General features: G+C 73.7%; 19 protein-coding genes. 9 read left to right on the top strand and 10 right to left on the bottom strand.

Annotated features, from left to right (window positions below):
* Positions 1–175: 175 nt before the first annotated feature.
* The gene (locus ACGFIA_RS27610) at positions 176–850 is read right to left on the bottom strand and encodes a response regulator (protein WP_393262859.1); all 675 of its coding nucleotides are present in this window, start codon (positions 848–850) and stop codon (positions 176–178) included.
* Complete coding sequence (locus tag ACGFIA_RS27605; protein WP_357390030.1) at positions 847–1,950, bottom strand: histidine kinase; 1,104 nt, start codon at positions 1,948–1,950, stop codon at positions 847–849. The genes ACGFIA_RS27610 and ACGFIA_RS27605 overlap by 4 nt, the downstream gene beginning before the upstream one ends.
* Before the next feature lie 169 nt (positions 1,951–2,119).
* On the opposite strand from ACGFIA_RS27605, the gene ACGFIA_RS27600 reads away from it, so the two are divergent.
* The 4 genes from ACGFIA_RS27600 to ACGFIA_RS27585 all read left to right on the top strand — a co-directional run bounded on the left by ACGFIA_RS27600 (position 2,120) and on the right by ACGFIA_RS27585 (position 5,551).
* On the top strand, positions 2,120–2,554 hold the full coding sequence (locus ACGFIA_RS27600) for a DUF6069 family protein (protein ID WP_393262856.1): 435 nt from the start codon (positions 2,120–2,122) through the stop codon (positions 2,552–2,554).
* Between the two features lie 121 nt (positions 2,555–2,675).
* Positions 2,676–3,083, top strand: a complete 408-nt coding sequence (locus tag ACGFIA_RS27595; protein ID WP_357480153.1) for a YciI family protein — start codon at positions 2,676–2,678, stop codon at positions 3,081–3,083.
* Between the two features lie 8 nt (positions 3,084–3,091).
* The gene (locus ACGFIA_RS27590) at positions 3,092–4,249 is read left to right on the top strand and encodes a DUF6596 domain-containing protein (RefSeq protein ID WP_357480170.1); all 1,158 of its coding nucleotides are present in this window, start codon (positions 3,092–3,094) and stop codon (positions 4,247–4,249) included.
* 99 nt (positions 4,250–4,348) lie between these two features.
* Positions 4,349–5,551: a lycopene cyclase family protein gene (locus ACGFIA_RS27585; RefSeq protein WP_393262853.1), complete on the top strand. Its 1,203-nt coding sequence runs from the start codon at positions 4,349–4,351 to the stop codon at positions 5,549–5,551.
* Positions 5,552–5,557: 6 nt separating this feature from the next.
* On the opposite strand, the gene ACGFIA_RS27580 is transcribed toward ACGFIA_RS27585, so the two are convergent.
* From ACGFIA_RS27580 to ACGFIA_RS27560, 5 genes are all read right to left on the bottom strand, one after another.
* Positions 5,558–6,529: an ABC transporter permease subunit gene (locus tag ACGFIA_RS27580; RefSeq protein WP_393262851.1), complete on the bottom strand. Its 972-nt coding sequence runs from the start codon at positions 6,527–6,529 to the stop codon at positions 5,558–5,560.
* Positions 6,526–7,425 carry an ABC transporter ATP-binding protein gene (locus tag ACGFIA_RS27575; protein WP_357390041.1) on the bottom strand — a complete coding sequence of 300 codons (900 nt, stop codon included), beginning with the start codon at positions 7,423–7,425 and terminating at the stop codon, positions 6,526–6,528. Before ACGFIA_RS27575 ends, ACGFIA_RS27580 begins: the two co-directional genes overlap by 4 nt.
* Positions 7,422–7,817: a GntR family transcriptional regulator gene (locus ACGFIA_RS27570; RefSeq protein ID WP_357390061.1), complete on the bottom strand. Its 396-nt coding sequence runs from the start codon at positions 7,815–7,817 to the stop codon at positions 7,422–7,424. The genes ACGFIA_RS27575 and ACGFIA_RS27570 overlap by 4 nt, the downstream gene beginning before the upstream one ends.
* A gap of 73 nt (positions 7,818–7,890) precedes the next feature.
* Positions 7,891–9,006, bottom strand: a complete 1,116-nt coding sequence (locus ACGFIA_RS27565; RefSeq protein ID WP_357480162.1) for a serine hydrolase domain-containing protein — start codon at positions 9,004–9,006, stop codon at positions 7,891–7,893.
* Positions 9,007–9,169: 163 nt separating this feature from the next.
* Positions 9,170–9,994, bottom strand: coding sequence for a tyrosine-protein phosphatase (locus tag ACGFIA_RS27560; RefSeq protein WP_357480164.1), 825 nt, complete (start codon positions 9,992–9,994; stop codon positions 9,170–9,172).
* A gap of 70 nt (positions 9,995–10,064) precedes the next feature.
* On the opposite strand from ACGFIA_RS27560, the gene rnhA reads away from it, so the two are divergent.
* Positions 10,065–10,628, top strand: a complete 564-nt coding sequence (gene rnhA, locus ACGFIA_RS27555; RefSeq protein WP_357390047.1) for a ribonuclease HI — start codon at positions 10,065–10,067, stop codon at positions 10,626–10,628.
* Here the strand turns inward: rnhA and ACGFIA_RS27550 are convergent.
* From ACGFIA_RS27550 to ACGFIA_RS27540, 3 genes are all read right to left on the bottom strand, one after another.
* Entirely contained in the window at positions 10,547–10,807 is a 261-nt protein-coding gene (locus ACGFIA_RS27550; RefSeq protein WP_357390049.1) for a hypothetical protein, read from the bottom strand. The genes rnhA and ACGFIA_RS27550 overlap by 82 nt on opposite strands.
* Positions 10,808–10,889: 82 nt before the next feature.
* Positions 10,890–11,144 carry a preprotein translocase YidC gene (locus tag ACGFIA_RS27545; protein ID WP_357390051.1) on the bottom strand — a complete coding sequence of 85 codons (255 nt, stop codon included), beginning with the start codon at positions 11,142–11,144 and terminating at the stop codon, positions 10,890–10,892.
* A gap of 99 nt (positions 11,145–11,243) precedes the next feature.
* Positions 11,244–12,098 carry a pentapeptide repeat-containing protein gene (locus tag ACGFIA_RS27540; protein ID WP_357471564.1) on the bottom strand — a complete coding sequence of 285 codons (855 nt, stop codon included), beginning with the start codon at positions 12,096–12,098 and terminating at the stop codon, positions 11,244–11,246.
* Between the two features lie 403 nt (positions 12,099–12,501).
* Here ACGFIA_RS27540 and ACGFIA_RS27535 point away from each other — a divergent pair, with 403 nt between their 5' ends.
* From ACGFIA_RS27535 to ACGFIA_RS27520, 4 genes are all read left to right on the top strand, one after another.
* Positions 12,502–13,509, top strand: a complete 1,008-nt coding sequence (locus tag ACGFIA_RS27535) for an ABC transporter permease (protein ID WP_357390053.1) — start codon at positions 12,502–12,504, stop codon at positions 13,507–13,509.
* Between the two features lie 58 nt (positions 13,510–13,567).
* Complete coding sequence (locus ACGFIA_RS27530; RefSeq protein WP_357390055.1) at positions 13,568–15,316, top strand: ABC transporter substrate-binding protein; 1,749 nt, start codon at positions 13,568–13,570, stop codon at positions 15,314–15,316.
* Between the two features lie 62 nt (positions 15,317–15,378).
* Positions 15,379–16,368, top strand: a complete 990-nt coding sequence (locus ACGFIA_RS27525; protein ID WP_357390057.1) for an ABC transporter permease — start codon at positions 15,379–15,381, stop codon at positions 16,366–16,368.
* Positions 16,369–16,383: 15 nt separating this feature from the next.
* Positions 16,384–16,670 (top strand): ATP-binding cassette domain-containing protein (locus ACGFIA_RS27520; RefSeq protein ID WP_393262845.1); only part of this gene is annotated, 287 nt, incomplete at its 3' end.

Here is a 16,670-nt window from a genome sequence, read left to right as displayed (position 1 = left end):
GAGCACCGGTGTGGCCAACACTAGGAGGGTTGCGGCGGTCACTGGGGGTAATTGAGAAATCTTCGTTGCCGTCCGGTGTGCTCCCTGCCGCCGCGAGAGGGCGGACATGCCGGGCCAGGCCGGACGGCGGAACAGCCCGGTCCGGCACGTCTGGGGCCGGTGTCCGGTTCGCCGGCTACCGGACCGGTGGCTCCGGCCGGACCAGTCCGGTGTCGTACGCGAGCACCACCGCCTGGATCCGGTCGCGCAGGCCCAGCTTGGTCAGGATCGCCGAGACGTGCGTCTTCACGGTGGCGGTGCTCAGGTGCAGCCGGGCGGCGATCTCCGCATTGGACAGTGCCCGCGCGGTGAGCGTCAGCACCTCCCGCTCGCGGGCGGTCAGCACGGCGAGCGCGTCGGCGGTGGACGTGGGGGCGGGCGCGGGCAGCCGGTCGGCGTACCGGTCCAGCAGCCGCCGGGTCACTGTGGGCGCGAGCAGCGCCTCGCCCCGGGCCACCACGCGTACCGCCTCGGCGAGGTCGGCCGGGCGGGTGTCCTTGAGCAGGAACGCGCTGGCCCCGGCGCGCAGCGCGGCGTAGACGTGCTCGTCCAGGTCGAACGTGGTCAGCATGACCACTCGCGCCGGGTTGCCGGCGGCCACCAGGTCCCGGGTGGCGGCGATGCCGTCGCGCCGGGGCATCCGGACGTCCATCAGCACCACGTCCGGCCGGGTGCGGGACGCCACCGTCACCGCCTCGACGCCGTCGGCGGCCTCGCCGACCACTGTGAGGTCGGGCCGCGCGTCGAGCACCGTGCGCAGTCCGGCGCGGATCAGCTCCTGGTCGTCGGCGATCACCACCCGCACCGTCACCGGGTCACCCCGACCGGCAGCCGTGCGTGGACCCGGAACCCGCCGGCCGGCAGCGGGCCGGCGTCGAGCGTGCCGCCGAGCAGCCGGGCCCGCTCCCGCATGCCGACGATGCCGCGCCCGGCGGGCGTTCCGGGCCGGCGGGCGGGCGCCGGGCCGTCGTTGACGACCTCCAGCCGCAGGACGCCGTCGCGGTAGTGGACGTCTACGTCGGCGCGGGTGGCGTGCCCGTGGCGCAGCGCGTTCGTCAGCGACTCCTGCACGATCCGGTACGCCGACAGCTGCACCCCGCCGGGCAGCGCCTCGCCGTCGCCCTCCCGGTGCAACGTCACCGGCAGGCCGACCGCGCGTACCGCGTCGGCGAGCGCGTCGAGCTGCGCCAGCCCCGGCTGCGGTCCGTCCTGTCCGGACCCGTCGTCGAGGGCGAGCGCGTGCAGCATGGCCCGCAGTTCGGTGAGCGCCGACCGGGCCGCCGCGTCGATCGCGCCGAGCGCGGCCCGCGCCTGGGCCGGCTGCGTGTCGAACACGTCCTCGGCGGCGGCGGCCTGCACCGCGATGACAGCGACGTGATGCGCGACCACGTCGTGCAGTTCCCGGGAGATGCGTTCCCGCTCGGCCGCGAGCACGTGCCGCTCCCAGGCGCAGCGCCGCTGCGCCTGAGCCCGCTGCAACTCGCCGAGCGCCCAGGCCAGGGCCAGCGCGGTCACCGCGAGCAGCAGGTCCCGCCAGCCGCCGGTGACCAGCTTCCACGGCGTCGGCGCCAGCAGCAGCCCGAGCGCCACGAGCGAGTACCGGGGCGGGCGCAGCCGGGCCACGTACGCCAGCGGCACCGCGACCAGGCCGAGCCAGCCGAGCTGCGGGCAGAGCGCCTCCAGGCCGAGGCCGGCCAGCGCGGCGACGCCGACGGCGTACCCCGGGTGGCGCCGGATCCACAGCAGACAGCTGGCCTGCGCGACGGCGAGCCCGACCGCGACGGCTGTCGCACCGGTCGTGTCCGGTCCGGCGTCGGAGGCCAGCAGCGCGAGCAGGCACACGGCGAGGCTCACGGTGGCGATGCCGCCGTCGAGCAGCAGCAGGAACCGGGGCCGGGGCGCGCACTTCATGTCCGGATGCTAGGCCGCCGGCCCGCCGTTTCTCATCGGTCGCCAGACGGAGATCCGGGCCGGTGGTCGGTCCGGCGACGGAGCCGGGAACCGCTCCGCGGCCCGATCCGTACGGCGGCCCGCCGGACCTAGCGTTTCCGGCAGTCGTACCGATGTGGAGGAGTCACCGATGGAGACCACGATCCCGACCGTCGCCGCCCGCCCGAATCGCCGCCGGGACCGCCTGCTGACGGTGCTCGCGGCCACCGCCGCCGCGCTGCTGGGCTGGGTGGTCGCGGTACCGGTCGCGGGGGTGGAGTTGATCGCGCGCAGCGGCTCCACGGACCAGCGGGTGACCCCGGTGGCCGTGGTGGTGAGCACGCTGCTCGCCGGGCTGGCCGGCTGGGCGCTGCTGGCCGTGCTGGAGCGGCTCACCGGCCGGGCCCGGAGCGCCTGGACGGTGGTCGCGGTGCTGGTGCTGCTGGTGTCCCTGCTCGGGCCGCTGGGCGGGGGAGTGGGCGGCGCGGCGAAGCTGACGCTGGTGGCGCTTCACCTGGTCGTGGGCGCGGTGCTGATCACCGGCCTGCGCCGCACCGGCCCGGACCCGTCAGAACTAGCCTCCTAGGACGCCCTGCGTGATGTGACGCCCGAAATCCCTCCGCCACCGATGTCGAGAACGCAACGCCTGCTCCGTCCCCGGGGTGAACGCGGCCAGAATGGGTCGCACCCTCCACGAGGAGACACCGATGAAGTACCTGCTCCTGAAGCACTACCGCGGCGGCCCGACCCCGGTCACCGACATGCCGATGATCGACAAGTGGACGCCGGAGGAGATCTCCGCGCACGTGCGCTACATGCAGGAGTTCGCGGCGCGGCTCCAGGAGAGCGGCGAGTACGTCGACGGGCAGGCGCTCGCCCCGGAGGGCACGTTCGTCCGCTACGACGGCGAGGGACGCCCGCCGGTGACCGACGGCCCGTTCGCCGAGACGAAGGACCTCATCGCCGGCTGGATGGTGATCGACGTGGACAGCTACGAGCGCGCGCTCGTACTGGCCGCGGAGCTGTCGGCCGCGCCCGGCCAGGGCGGCAAGCCGATCCACGAGTGGCTGGAGCTGCGCCCGTTCCTGACCGCGCCGCCCACCATCACCGAGTGATCCGTCCGATGGACGAGGTCGCGCTCCGCAGCCTCATCCCGGGCGTGCTCGGCGTCCTCGTCCGCCGCGGAGCCGACTTCGCGGCGGCCGAGGACGCCGTGCAGGACGCGCTCGTCGAGGCGCTGCGCGTCTGGCCGTCCGACCAGCCCCGCGATCCGCGCGGCTGGCTGGTCACAGTGGCGTGGCGGCGGTTCCTGGACGCGGCCCGCGCCGACGCCGCCCGGCGCCGGCGCGAGGACCTCGTCGAGGAGGAGCCGCCGCCCGGCCCGGTGTCCGCCGTGGACGACACGCTCCAGCTCTACTTCCTCTGCGCGCACCCGTCGCTGAGCCCGCCGTCGGCCGTCGCGTTGACGCTGCGCGCCGTCGGCGGGCTCACCACCCGGCAGATCGCGCGGGCGTACCTGGTGCCGGAGGCCACCATGGCGCAGCGGATCAGCCGCGCCAAGCGCACCGTCTCCGGCGTGCGCTTCGATCAGCACGGTGACGTCGCCACCGTGCTGCGGGTGCTGTACCTGGTGTTCAACGAGGGCTACTCCGGCGACGTGGACCTGGCGGCCGAGGCGATCCGGCTCACCCGGCAGCTCGCCGCCGCGATCGACCACCCGGAGGTGGCCGGGCTGCTCGCGCTCATGCTGCTGCACCACGCGCGCCGGGCCGGGCGGACCGCGCCCGACGGCAGCCTGGTGCCGCTGGCCGAGCAGGACCGCAGCCGGTGGGACACCGTGCTGATCGCCGAGGGTGTGGGCATCCTCCAGACCGCCCTGTCCCGGGACCGGCTGGGCGAGTTCCAGGCCCAGGCCGCCGTCGCGGCGCTGCACGCCGACGCGCCCACCGCCGCCGAGACCGACTGGGTGCAGATCGTCGAGTGGTACGACGAGCTGGTCCGCCTGACCGGCAGCCCGATCGCCCGGCTCAACCGGGCGGTGGCCGTCGGCGAGGCGGACGGCCCGCGCGCCGGGCTGGCGGCGCTCGCCGCCCTCGACGACTCGCTGCCCCGGTACACGGCGGTGGCCGCGTACCTGCACGAACGCGACGGCGACCCGGACCGGGCGGCGCGCCTCTACGCGGAGGCGGCCCGCCGGGCGTCCAGCCTGGCCGAACGCGACCACCTGAACCGGCAGGCGGCTCGCCTCAACAGCCGCCGCCCGGCGCGGGCCGACGGATGAGCGGGACGCGGACGCGGGTTCTGGCCCGGCTCGCCGACGACCTCGCCGCCTGTCTGCGGATGGGGGTGAGCGCGGGTCGGCCGGTGGCGGCGCCGGCCGATGTGGCAGCGTGGCCTGATGCACGCATCCCTCCCGGTCGACGTCGACCTCGCGCTGGTCGGCGGCGGCGGTGCCGCGTCCCTGGTCCTGGCCGCGCTGGACCGGCACGGCGTGACCGGGCTGCGGGTCGCGGTGGTCGACCCGGTGCACAAGCGCGGCCAGGACCGCACCTGGGCGTTCTGGGGCCTGCCCGGCGACGACCTGGACCCGCTGCTGAGCGCGAGCTGGTCGCAGGTCGACGTGGTCACGCCCGCCGGGCGCCGCGTCCTGACGCTCGACCCCCTGCGGTACGCCATGCTCCGCTCCGCCCCGGTCTACGACCGGGCTGCCGAGGCCGAGCGGCGGCTGGACGCGGTGCGGATCAGCGTCCCGGCGGGGGAGCTGCGTGACGACGGCGAGCGGGTGACGGTCCGTGACCCGGACGGGCGGGACCTGGTGCGGGCCGGCTGGGTGCTCGACTCGCGGCCCCGGCGGCCGAAGCGGCCGGGGCGCACGAGCTGGTTGCAGCACTTCCGGGGCTGGTGGCTGGCCGCCGACCGGCCGACGTTCGATCCGCAGCGGGCGGTGCTGATGGACTTCCGCACGCCGCAGCCGCAGCGCGGGGTGTCCTTCGGGTACGTGCTGCCTGTCGACGACCGGTTCGCGCTGGTCGAGTACACCGAGTTCGGGCCGGAACTGCTCGACGACGCAGGCTACGACGCGGCGCTGCGCGGGTACGCCGGCCTGCTCGGTCTGGACCTGACCGCGCTGCGGGTGCGGGAGGTCGAGGACGGCGTGATCCCGATGACCGACGGCCCGTTCGAGTCCCGCCCGAGTCCGCGCGTGGTGCGGCTGGGCACCGGCGGTGGCGCGACCCGCCCGTCCACCGGATTCACGTTCTCCGCGATGCTGCGCCAGGCCGACCAGGTGGCACTGGCGCTCGCCGCCGGCCGCCCGCCGGTCCCGGCGCCCGCGTACCCGGGCCGGCACCTGTGGATGGACGCGGTGGCACTGCGGGCGCTGGACCGGGGGCACGTCGGCGGGGTGGAGTTCTTCGAGCGGCTGTTCGACCGCAACCCGCCGGAGCGGGTGCTGCGGTTCCTCGACGGCGTCACCAGCCCGGCGGAGGATCTGGCGGTGATGCGGTCCAGCCCGCTGCTGCCGATGACCGGCGCGGTGCTCGGTGACGCGGCCGGCCGGCTGCGTGCCCGGCTGCGCCGCTAGCCCGCACTAGATCATCCGGCGCCGTACCCGCCACACCACCACGCCGATCAGGATCGCCGCGACGGCGACGAACACTGCCGCCTCGATGAGCTGGAACGTCCAGAACCGGTCGGCGGGGTGGTAGACGCCGAACCGCTGGATGCCGCGCGCGTGCAGGAACTGGTTGAGGTTGGTGCCGGCCCGGTCGGCGGCGCCTGCCAGTTCGTCGTACTCGGTCCGGCTCAGCCTGCGCCCGGTGGCGTCCGCGTAGCCGTGTTCGATCACCCAGTCGGCGATGCCGGGCCGCTGCCCCGCCTGCTCCTGCGCGTCGCTGGACCGGACCGGCGTCATGGCGGTGAGCGGCGTGGCGTACGCGGGGCGGGCCAGCAGCGCCACCGACATCCGGGCGGCGAGGAAGGCCCCGAAGGCGACGCCGAACGCGGGCAGGCTGCGCCGCAGGATCGCCCCCGCGGCGGTGGCGACGCCGAAGGCGAACAGCGCGTACGCCACCGGGACGAGGCCCTCCAGGTCGAAGGCGTCGTACTGGAACCGCCCCTCCCACGCGTCGAACGGCTGACGGAACCAGGTGAGCACAGCGGTGAACATCCCGGTGAGCGCGACGGTCACGCCGGCCAGCGCCGCGAGCTTGGCCGCCAGCCAGCGCATCCGCGGCACGGCCTGTGTCCAGGCGAGCTGCCAGGTGCCGTCCTCCAGTTCGCGCGCGAGCAGCGGCGCGCCGAGGAACGCGCCGATGACGACGGGGACCAGGTAGAAGGCCGCCAGGAGGTTCTCGACGTAGCCGTACTGCTCGTCGAGCCGGCGGAAGGCGGCCGCGCAGGCCCCGTCGACGCCGGCCTGCCCCGCGCACCGGGCGGGACCGCCGGGGAACAGGTCGTGGGCCTGCGTCCCGAGCACGATGAGGGCGACGCCGAACAGGCCGACGAGCAGACCCAGGACGCAGACCTCGCTCCGGTGCTGACGCCAGATCAGCCACGTCATGCCGTCACCTCCGGCGTGAGCGCGGCGTCCGGCTCGGACGGCCGGCGCAGGTACGCCAGCACCAGGTCCTCCAGCGCGACCGGCCGGGCCTGCCACCCGGGCGCGGCGGGGAGCCCGCCGTCGCGTACCAGAAGGGTGGTGTGCCGGTCGCTGTGGACGGCCTCCACGACGGCGCCGGACCGGTCGGGGTCGTGGGCCGTGCGCGGGCCGACGAGCAGCCGGTGCTCGGCGAGGAGGGTGTCGATGTCGCCGGTGAGCGTGACCCGGCCCTGGTTGAGCACGACCAGGTGGTCGCAGACGCGCTCCAGCTCGTGTACGACGTGGGAGGAGAACAGGACTGTCACCCCGCCCTCGGCCACCGCGCCCATGAGGACCTGGAGGAACTCGTGCCGGGCCAGCGGGTCGAGGCTGGCCACCGGTTCGTCGAGGACGAGCAGGTCGGGCCGCTTCGCCAGGGCCAGCGCCAACGCGACCTGGGCCTGCTGCCCGCCGGAGAGCGCACCGGCCCTGCGGTCGAGCGGGATGCCCAGCCTCGCCAGCCGGCGCTCGGCCAGCCCGCTGTCGAACCGCATGTTGCAGGCCCTGCCGAAGCGGAGCATCTCGGCGACGGTGAAGCGCTTGTACAGCGGGTGGTCCTGGGCCAGGAACCCGACCCGGGCCAGAGTCCGCGGGGTGCTGTCCGTGACGTCGTGGCCGAGGACCTCCACAGTGCCGGTGCTCGGTGCCAGCAGCCCGACGACCAGGCGCAGCAGCGTGGTCTTGCCCGCGCCGTTCGGCCCGACCAGGGCGATCACGCCGCCCGCCGGCAGGGCCACTGTGCAGTCGCGCAGCGCCCAGCCCTTCCGGTACCGCTTGCCCAGACCGTCGGTGCGCAGCGCGAACCCGGTCGCCGTCACGCCACGTCCTCGTTCCTCGTCTGCTGGTGGACGGAGGTGAACAACGCGTCGACCGCCTGTTCGTCGAGGCCGGCCGCGTAGGCGCGGCGCAGCCAGGTCTCCAGGCCGCGGCGCAGCGACGTGTACGTCGCCGCCGACATCGCGGCCGACTGCCGCTCGGTGACGAAGGTGCCCTGGCCGGGCCGGCCGGTGACCAGTCCCTCCTGCTCCATCTGCCGGTACGCCTTGGCGACGGTGTTCGGATTGATCGCCAGGTCCTCGACGACCTCGCGGATGAGCGGGAGGCGGTCGCCGGGTTGGAGGAAGCCCAGCAGCACCGCCTGGCGGACCTGCTGGACGAGTTGCAGGTACGGCGGCACGCCGGAGTGGGTGTCGAGCCGGAAGACGAACACGGTCAGCCCCTTCACTGCTTTACTAGGACCATAGTAAAGCAGGAGGGTCGCGTGGGCGGAGTCCTCCGTGGCCCTATCGGTGGCCGGTCGCCTCGGCGACGCGGTCGCGCACCAGCGTCCGCAGTCGCTCCATCGGGTCGCCGTCGCCCGCGCCGAGCCGGTTGCGCAACGCCGCCACCGTCAACCCCAGTTCCGGGTACGCGAACGCGAGGCTGCCGCCACTGCCGGCGGTGCCGAACGATCCGTCGTCCTCGACCGCGTACCCGAGGCCGAACGCGCTCTCCTGCCCGAACACCCACTCCTGCGCGCGTACCGCCGGTGCGGACACCTCCCGCATCCGCTCGGCGGAGACCAGCCGCACCCCGTCGACCGGGCCGAGCAGCGCCGCGTACATCCGGGCCACCGCGCGGGCGCTCATCGTGCCGACCGACGGCACGTCGGCGCGCAGCACGTCGGGGCGGGAGCCGATGACGGTGTCCGGGCGTACCGCGGGCGGGGCGACCGCGTCGAAGTGCGGCAGGTTGGCCCCGGCCCAGGTCATCAGCGCGGACAGCCCGGCGTCCTCCAGCCGGGCCAGCCGGGGCAGGTCCGCCTCGGGCACGCCGAGGAACAGTTCCCGGTCCACGCCGAGCGGCCCGGCCACCTCGTCGGCGAGCACCCGCGAGACCGGCAGGCCGGTGACCCGCCGGACCACCTCGCCGAGCAGCCAGCCCCACGTCCAGGCGTGGTACGCCAGCCGTTCGCCGGGTGTCCACAGCGGCCGCGCGTCGGCCAGCAGCGCGCACATGCGCGTCCAGTCGGTGAAGTCCTCCGGGGTGACGCCGGCGGGCAGCGCGGGCAGGCCGGCGGTGTGGGTGAGCACGTGCCGCAGCGTGATGCCGTCCTTGCCGTGGCGGGCGAACTCCGGCCACACCGCCGCGAGTGGCAGGTCGTAGTCGAGGCGGCCCCGCTCGGCCAGCACGTGCACCACAGTGGCGGTGAGTCCCTTGCCGGTGGAGACCGCGTGCACGGGCGTGTCGGCGGACATGGGCCGGCCCGACGTGGTGTCGGCCAGCCCGGCCTGCTCGGTGACTATCGCGACGCCGTCCAGGTACGCGGCCACCTGCACCCCGGCCTCCCGGCCCGAGGAGACCAGCTCACCGATCGTCGCCCGCACCTCGGCCCGCAGGCCGTCCCACCGCGTGTCCACGATCTCGCAGCGTGCCAGACCGGGGGCGACGGCGTCGTCTGCTTTTCGCCGTCGGCCGTCCGATTCGCGCCGCCACGGTGGCGCCGGTTCGCCCGGCGTCACCGCGTGCTCGTTCGCGGCGGGTCGCCGGGGGATCCCGGTGCCGGCGACCATCAGGCGATGCTCAGCGGGTGACCGCGGTCGGCGTACCGCCGGTGGTGCCCTGGGCAGGCAGCGGGCTCGCGCTGCCAGGGGTGCCCTGGGCGGCCAGGGGGCTGGCGTCGCCGGTGAGCAGCCGGGCGCGCAGCGCGGCGATGGTCTCCTCGCCGACACCGAGCCGACCGGTCACGTAGCCGTGCGGCGAGCCGTGTGCGGCCCGCAGATCGGCCAGCACCAGCCGGATGATGTCGGCGGGCGCCCGTCCGTACGCGGGCCAGCCCGGCGTCGCGCCGCCGTTGCGGTCCCGCCACTCGGCCACCAGCCGGTCGGTGGCCTGCTCGGTGCGCGCGAAGTCGGTCGCGATCTGCTCGTCGTCCACGCCGAGCAGGGCCAGCACCAGCGCGGCGAGCAGCCCGGTGCGGTCCTTGCCGGAGGCGCAGTGGAACACCAGCGGCAGCTCGCCGTACGCGATCACCTCCAGCGCCTGCCGCAGTTCGGCCACGCCGTCCTCGGCCACCTCGGCGTACCGGTCGGCCAGGTAGCGCCACGGGTCCACGTCGGGATCGATGTCGGCCTGCACGTACGGCCGGTGCTCGATGCTCAGGTTGTGCCAGGTCACGCCGAGGCTCTCCGGCGCCCGGCCCCGGTCGGTGATCTCCCACGGGTACCGCAGGTCGATCACGGTGCGGACACCGAGCGCCGCGAACCGTTCCAGATCGTCACCGGCGAGCTTGGCCAGCGAGTCGGAGCGGTAGAGCCGGCCCCGGGCGACGGTGCGGCCGTCGCCGGTCCGCCAGCCACCGAGGTCACGGAAGTTGCAGAGCGTGGCGAAGCCGGGGGGAGTGGTCATGGCCGCACGGTAGCCGGGCGCGGCGGGTCTGGTGGTCCCGCGCGCCCGCGTACCCGGTAGGTTGCCGGGCATGGCGGAGGCGGAGACCGGCCGGGTCGTGGAGATCTGGACCGACGGCGCGTGCAGCGGCAATCCCGGGCCCGGCGGCTGGGGTGCGGTGCTGCGCTGGGGCGGGCACGAGCGGGAACTCTGCGGCGGCGAGGCCACCCCGACCACGAACAACCGGATGGAGCTGACCGCCGCCATCCGCGCGCTGGAGAGCCTGACCCGCCCGGTCACGGTACGGCTACACACCGACAGCACGTACGTGCGCAACGGCATCACCGGCTGGCTGAACGCGTGGAAGCGCAACGGCTGGCTGACCGCCGCGAAGCAGCCGGTGAAGAACGCCGACCTGTGGCAGGCGCTGGAGGCGGCCTGCGCCCGGCACGACGTGACCTGGCTGTGGGTGAAGGGCCACAACGGGCACCCGGAGAACGAACGCGCCGACGCGCTGGCGAACCGGGGCATGACCGAGGCGCGGGGCGGTGTGGCCGCCACCCCGCGCGCGCGTCAGCGCAGCGGCCGACCCTCCTCGATCTCCTCCGGCTCCTCGGACGGGTCGCCGGCGCCGGAGACCGCAGCGACGTCGTAACCGGCCCGGCTGACCTCCCGTGCCGAGCGCCGCTCCTCGGCGGGCAGGTCGGCGAAGTCGTCACCGGTGTCGTCTGTGGTGTGCAGGGACTCGCCCGGCGGGCGCAGGGACGCCTCGTACGCGGTCGCGCCGTCGGGCTCGTCGCCGCCCGCGCGGCCGAAGGACTCTTCACTGGTCATGTCGCACTCCTGCCCGCAGCGGGTGACGGCAAACGTCGAGTGGCCCGGGTCCGTTCGGTGGCCTCGTCCGTGCGGTGCCCGTTCAGGTGGCGGCGTCCGGCCCGCGGGCCGCGTCCGGGTGGGTCGGCATCGAGGAGCCGCCCGAGCTGCTGCCGGAGGCGCCGCCCGCCATGCCGGATCCGTCGTCCTCGGTCACCTCGTCCGGTTTCGGCGTGCCGGGGGTGGGCGCCGGCACGTCGGTGTCCGCGGCCGTCTGCACCAGCGGAACCTGCCCGGCCTCGTCCTCGGCGTGCGCCGGGTCGACCGGCTCCTCACCGTCGCGTGCCCGATACCCCACCGGTGCCCCTCCCGTCGATCGGTCGTCGTCCGCGCCGCCTACCCCACCCCACCCCCACCAAACCCCACCCCGGCCGGGAGCGGGCGGGCCCGGGTGGCGTCAGCGGGGGCGGGGGCGGCGTGGCTGGGGGCGGGCCGGGGTCAGGGTCAGGGACCAGTGGGCCGGGCGGCGTAGCCCCGGCGGCAGGACGGTGCGGCGGTCGCCGCGTGCGGCGTCGAGCTGCGACTGGTGGGTGAACAGGCACTCGCCCAGGTCCGTGCCGCGCAGGTCGGCCCCGCGCAGGTCCGCGCCGGTCAGGTCGGCGGCGCCGAGGCGTACGCCCCGCAGGTCGGCGCCGATCAGGCAGGCGCCGCGCAGGTTCGCGCCGGCCAGCTGGGTACGGCGCAGGTCCACACCGATCAGCAGCGCGCCCCGGCGGTCCGGGCCGGCCCGTCCGGCGCGGGCCTGTTCGGCGGCGCGGGACAGCAGGCGGTTGGCCCGGTCCCGGTGTGCGTCGACGTCGAGGGCGAGCAGGTCGTCAGAGGTGCCGTCGGTGAGCCGGGCGGTCTCGTCGAGCGCGGCGGTCAGCTCGCCGCGCAGCGGGCCGGGCGGGGTCAGGCGTACCGCCTCGGTCAGGTACCACAGCAGCTCGTGCAGCGGGCGCAGCACGGCGAAGCTGTCGAACATCCGCTGTGCGGTGGCCGGGTCGGCCCGCCAGTCGCGGCCGGCGAACGTGTGCTGGGTGAGGTGCTGACCGGCGCCGAAGCAGTCGAAGACGGTGCAGCCGGGGAAGCCGCGTTGGCGCAGCTCGGTGTGGATGCCGCAGCGGAAGTCGGCACCCAGGTTCGGGCAGGGCCGCCCGGCCGGCTTGTCGATGGCGAAGTCGGCCGACGCGGTGAACGCCGGCGCGACGCAGCACACCCCGGCGCAGCGCGAGCAGTCCGCCCGCAACTCCCGCCCGCCCACCACGCGCACCCCCACAGTTCCTCCTCCGAACACCCCGCCCATTCTCCCCACCCACCGTCCCCAGCCCACCTCACCCCACCCCGTCGATCATGAGGTTGACGGCGACAAGCCGGCCCGGGAGCCCCGCCAACCTCACGATCGACGGGGTGGGCGGGGAAGGTGGGCGGAGAATGCCCGAACGGCTGACAACGGCTTGAGCGCCTTGCGGCAACGCATTACGAAACCGCTGTACGGGTGGCTGAAAGGCTGACAACCGAATCGCGCCGTTATTGCGCCGATGCATTCCGTAGGCCGGATCGTTGTCAATGCGCGACAACCGGAACGGCCGTTACCGGAACGATTCTTCTCAGTGCTCCGGAACGCATTACCGTCGGGTGGCAGGGCGTTTTCGTCCCCATCGGGAGGACTGCTCATGAGCGAACTGGCGCACCCACCGGCCGGCCCCGGCCCCGACGTCGAGGCCGTTGTCGCCCCGGCCGGCCGGCCCGGCGAATTCGTCGGCCGGTCACCCAATCAGCTCGCCTGGCTGCGGCTCAAACGCGACCGTACGGCCCGGGCCAGCGCGGTGACGCTCGCCGTCGCAGCGGCCGTGGCGCTCGGCGCGCCGCTGCTCGGCAGGCTCACCGGAATCGACCCGACCGACAAGTTCGCCGGCCGGCTCAACGATTTCGGAATGCCGATCGGATACGCCGGTGGAATCAGCGCCGACCATTGGCTGGGCCTCGAACCCGGCAGCGGCCGGGACATCCTCATGCAACTGGTCTACGGCCTGCGGACGTCCCTGTTCATCGCTTTCACCTCGGCGCTGCTGGCATCGGGAATCGGGGTCGCGGTGGGCGTGCTCGCCGGCTGGGCCAGAGGCTGGCTGGACAGCGTCGTCAACTGGCTGATCGACCTCACGCTGGCGTTCCCGTTCCTCATCTTCGCCCTCGCGGTCATCCCGATCCTCCAGGACCGCTTCTACTCCGACCGGGAGGCGCCGTCGCCCGCGTTCCGGGTGGCCCTGATCGTCGCCACCTTCGGCCTGTTCAGCTGGACGTACACCGCGCGGCTGGTCCGCGGGCAGGTGATCTCGCTGCGGGAGCGGGAGTTCGTCGACGCGGCCCGGGCCGCCGGCGCCGGCACCGCGCACATCCTGCTGCGGCAGCTGCTGCCGAACATCTGGGCGCCGATCCTGGTCACCGTCTCGCTGATGGTGCCGCAGTTCATCGCCATCGAGGCGGCGCTGGCGTTCGTCAACATCGGCGTCACCGAACCCACGCCCGACCTGGGCCGCATGATCTTCAACAGCATCGGCTACGTCGCGAGCGACCCCTGGTACACCCTGTTCCCCGGGTTGACGATCTTCCTGCTGGTCCTGGCGTTCAACCTGCTCGGTGACGCGCTGCGCGACTCGCTGGATCCCCGCTCCACCCGGTAGTCCCCACGGCCGTCACATGCCCGGCCGGCGGGGGCCGCCGGGCAGGAAGGAGCACACCGTGCGCGCACGAACCCGGACACTGACAGGTGTCCTCGCCGCGGCGGCGCTGGTCGCCGCCGGCTGTAGCCCCACCACCGACGACGGCGGGGGCGGCGACGACCAGAAGACCAAGACCCAGAGCGGCTCGATCTCGTACGAGGCCGCCGACAACCAGGGCCCGGCGAAGGACGTCGACGGGGCGGCCCGGGGCGGCACCCTCACCGTCATGCAGCCGGCCGACTTCGAGCACCTCGACCCGGCGCGCAACTACGTGAACGTGCAGCAGGTAGCCGGCGGGCTGCTGTACCGCGCGCTCAACGGCTACAAGGAGGACGGCAGCGGCAAGCTGCTGCTCGTCGGCGACCTGGCCACCAACCCCGGCAAGGACGTGAACGGCGACTGCAAGGTCTGGGAGTTCGCCCTGCGCGACGGCGTGAAGTACGAGGACGGCACGCCGGTGACCAGCAAGGACGTCGCGCACGGTATCGCGAGGTCGTTCGCGGCGAACCTCAACGAGGGTCCGCACTACATTCAGCAGTGGCTCTACCCGGGCGGGGCGTACAACGCCACCTACAAGGGACCGTACGACGGCGGCAAGCCGATGCCCGACGGCGTCACCACCCCCGACGACCGCACCATCCGGTTCACCTTCCCGCAGCCCCACTGCGACCTGCCGTACGCGGCGGCGCTGCCCACCAGCGCGCCGGTGCCCGCGGCGAAGGACACCCGTGCCAACTACGACCTGCGGCCGTTCTCGTCCGGGCCGTACCGGGTGAAGTCCTACCAGCGTGACGTGTCGCTGGAGCTGGAGCGCAACCCCAACTGGGATCCGGCGACCGACCCGATCCGCAACGCGTACCCGGACGCGATCCGGATGACGTTCGGCCTGGAGCAGGCCCAGATCGCCGAGCGGCTGGTCGCCGACGGGCCGGCCGACCAGGCGGCGCTGAGCTGGTCGGACGTGCCGCCGTCGGTGCTGCCCCGCACCACCGGATCCGGCGTCGCCGACCGGGTGGTACGCGGCCCGACGCAGTACAACTGGGTACTGAGCATCAACACCCAGCGGGTCACCGACCTGAACGTCCGGCGGGCGCTGAACTACGCGGTCGACAAGGACGCCCTGCTCAAGGTGCTCGGCGGGCAGGCCGCCGGCTCGCCGGCCAGCACGCTCATGTCACCCACCACCGCCGGTTTCGTGAAGTACGACCTGTTCAACGCCCCGGTCACCGGCGACAAGGCCAAGACCGCCGAGCTGCTCGCCGGCAAGCGGCCGAAGCTGGTCCTCGCCCACTCCAACCTGGAACTGCGCACCCAGCAGGCCGAGGCGCTGCGCAAGAACCTCACCGACATGGGCTTCGACATCGTGATGAAGCCGATCGACAACAGCAGCTACTACGACGAGGTCGGCCGCAAGGACAACCCGTACGACCTGTACCTCACCGGCTGGGGCTCGGACTGGCCCACCGGCTCCACCGTCATCCCGCCGGTCTACGACGGACGGGAGATCGTGGCCGAGGGCAACCAGAACCTGTCGTACCTCAATGAACCGCCGGTCAGCGCGGAGATCGACCGGGTCCGCGACCTGCCGGCCGCCGAGCAGGACGCCGGCTGGATGGCGCTCGACCGCATGATCATGGAGAAGTACGCCCCGGTGGTGCCCTGCTACTACGACGCCACATACGAGCTGCACGGCTCGAAGGTCGGCAACGCCTTCCTCAGCGACGCGTTCGGGATCATCTCGCTCAACGGCATCTACGTGAAGAAGTGACAGCCGCGCGGGGCGGCGGCCACGGCCGCCGTCCCCGCGCCCACCCCGGGGGAGGTGTTCCCGTGCTCCGTTTCGTCGTACGGCGGCTGCTCGTCGCCGCCCTGACCCTGGTCGTCATCAGCCTCGTCACGTTCGGTCTCTTCTTCGCGGTGCCGAGCAGCCCGGCGAAGGTGATGTGCGGCAAGAACTGCACGGCCGAGGACATCGCCCAGGTCGAGCGCCGTCTCGGCATCGACCAGCCGCTGCCCCGGCAGTACGCCGACTTCGTCAGCGGCGTCTTCGCCGGCCGCACCTACGGCGAGGGCGACTTCCGGCAGGACTGCCCGGCGCCCTGCCTGGGCTACTCGTTCCGCAACAACCAGCCGGTCACCGAGATCGTCGCCCAGCGCGCCCCGGTGACGTTCAGCATCGTCCTCGGCGGCGCCGTGCTCTGGCTCGGCCTCGGCATCTCGCTGGGCATGGTGTCGGCACTACGCCGGGGTACGGCGTTCGACCGCGCTGCCATCGGCGTCACGTTGGCCGGGGCGTCCATGCAGGTCTACTTCTTCGGGCTGATCCTGCTCTACCTGCTCGTCTACTCCACCGGACTGCTGCCGTTCCCCACCTACACCCCGCTGACCGAGAGCCCGCTGCGCTGGGCGGCCGGGCTGCTGCTGCCCTGGATGACGCTGGGCTTCCTCAACTCGGCGCTGTACGCCCGGCTGTCCCGGGCGCAGATGCTGGAGACGCTGTCGGAGGACTTCGTCCGTACCGCCCGGGCGAAGGGGCTGCCCGCACGCAAGGTGCACACCCGGCACGCGCTGCGGGCGGCGATCACCCCGATCGTCACGATCGCCGGGCTGGACATCGGCACCAGCCTCGGCGGCACGTTCATCACCGAGACCATCTTCGGCCTCCAGGGTCTCGGCAAGGCGACTGTGGAGGCGGTGCAGTTCCTCAACCTGCCGGTGGTGATGGCGACGGTGCTGCTGGCGGCGGTGTTCATCGTGGTCGCCAACATCGTCGTCGACGTGCTGTACGCGGTGATCGACCCACGGGTCCGGCTGAGCTGACGGGAGGAGACGGACATGGTGGAGCTTCCGGCGCCGCGTCGCGGCGACGGTCCCTATCTCCAGGTCAGGGATCTGCGGGTGCGGTTCGACACCGAGGACGGTGTGGTGTGGGCCGTGGACGGTGTGTCGTTCGCGGTGGAGCGGGGTCGGACGTTGGGGATCGTGGGTGAGTCCGGTTCGGGTAAGAGTGTGACGTCGCTGGCGGTCCTGGGTTTGCACGACGTGAAGCGCACGGCCGTGTCGGGGGAGATCTGGGTGGGTGGGCGTCAGCTCGTCGGGTTGGGTGAGGAGGAGGTGCGGCG

The sequence above is a fragment of the Micromonospora sp. NPDC049203 genome (assembly GCF_043197215.1).
Classification (GTDB): Bacteria; Actinomycetota; Actinomycetes; order Mycobacteriales; family Micromonosporaceae; genus Micromonospora.
This window is presented reverse-complemented; position numbering and strand designations above follow the sequence as displayed.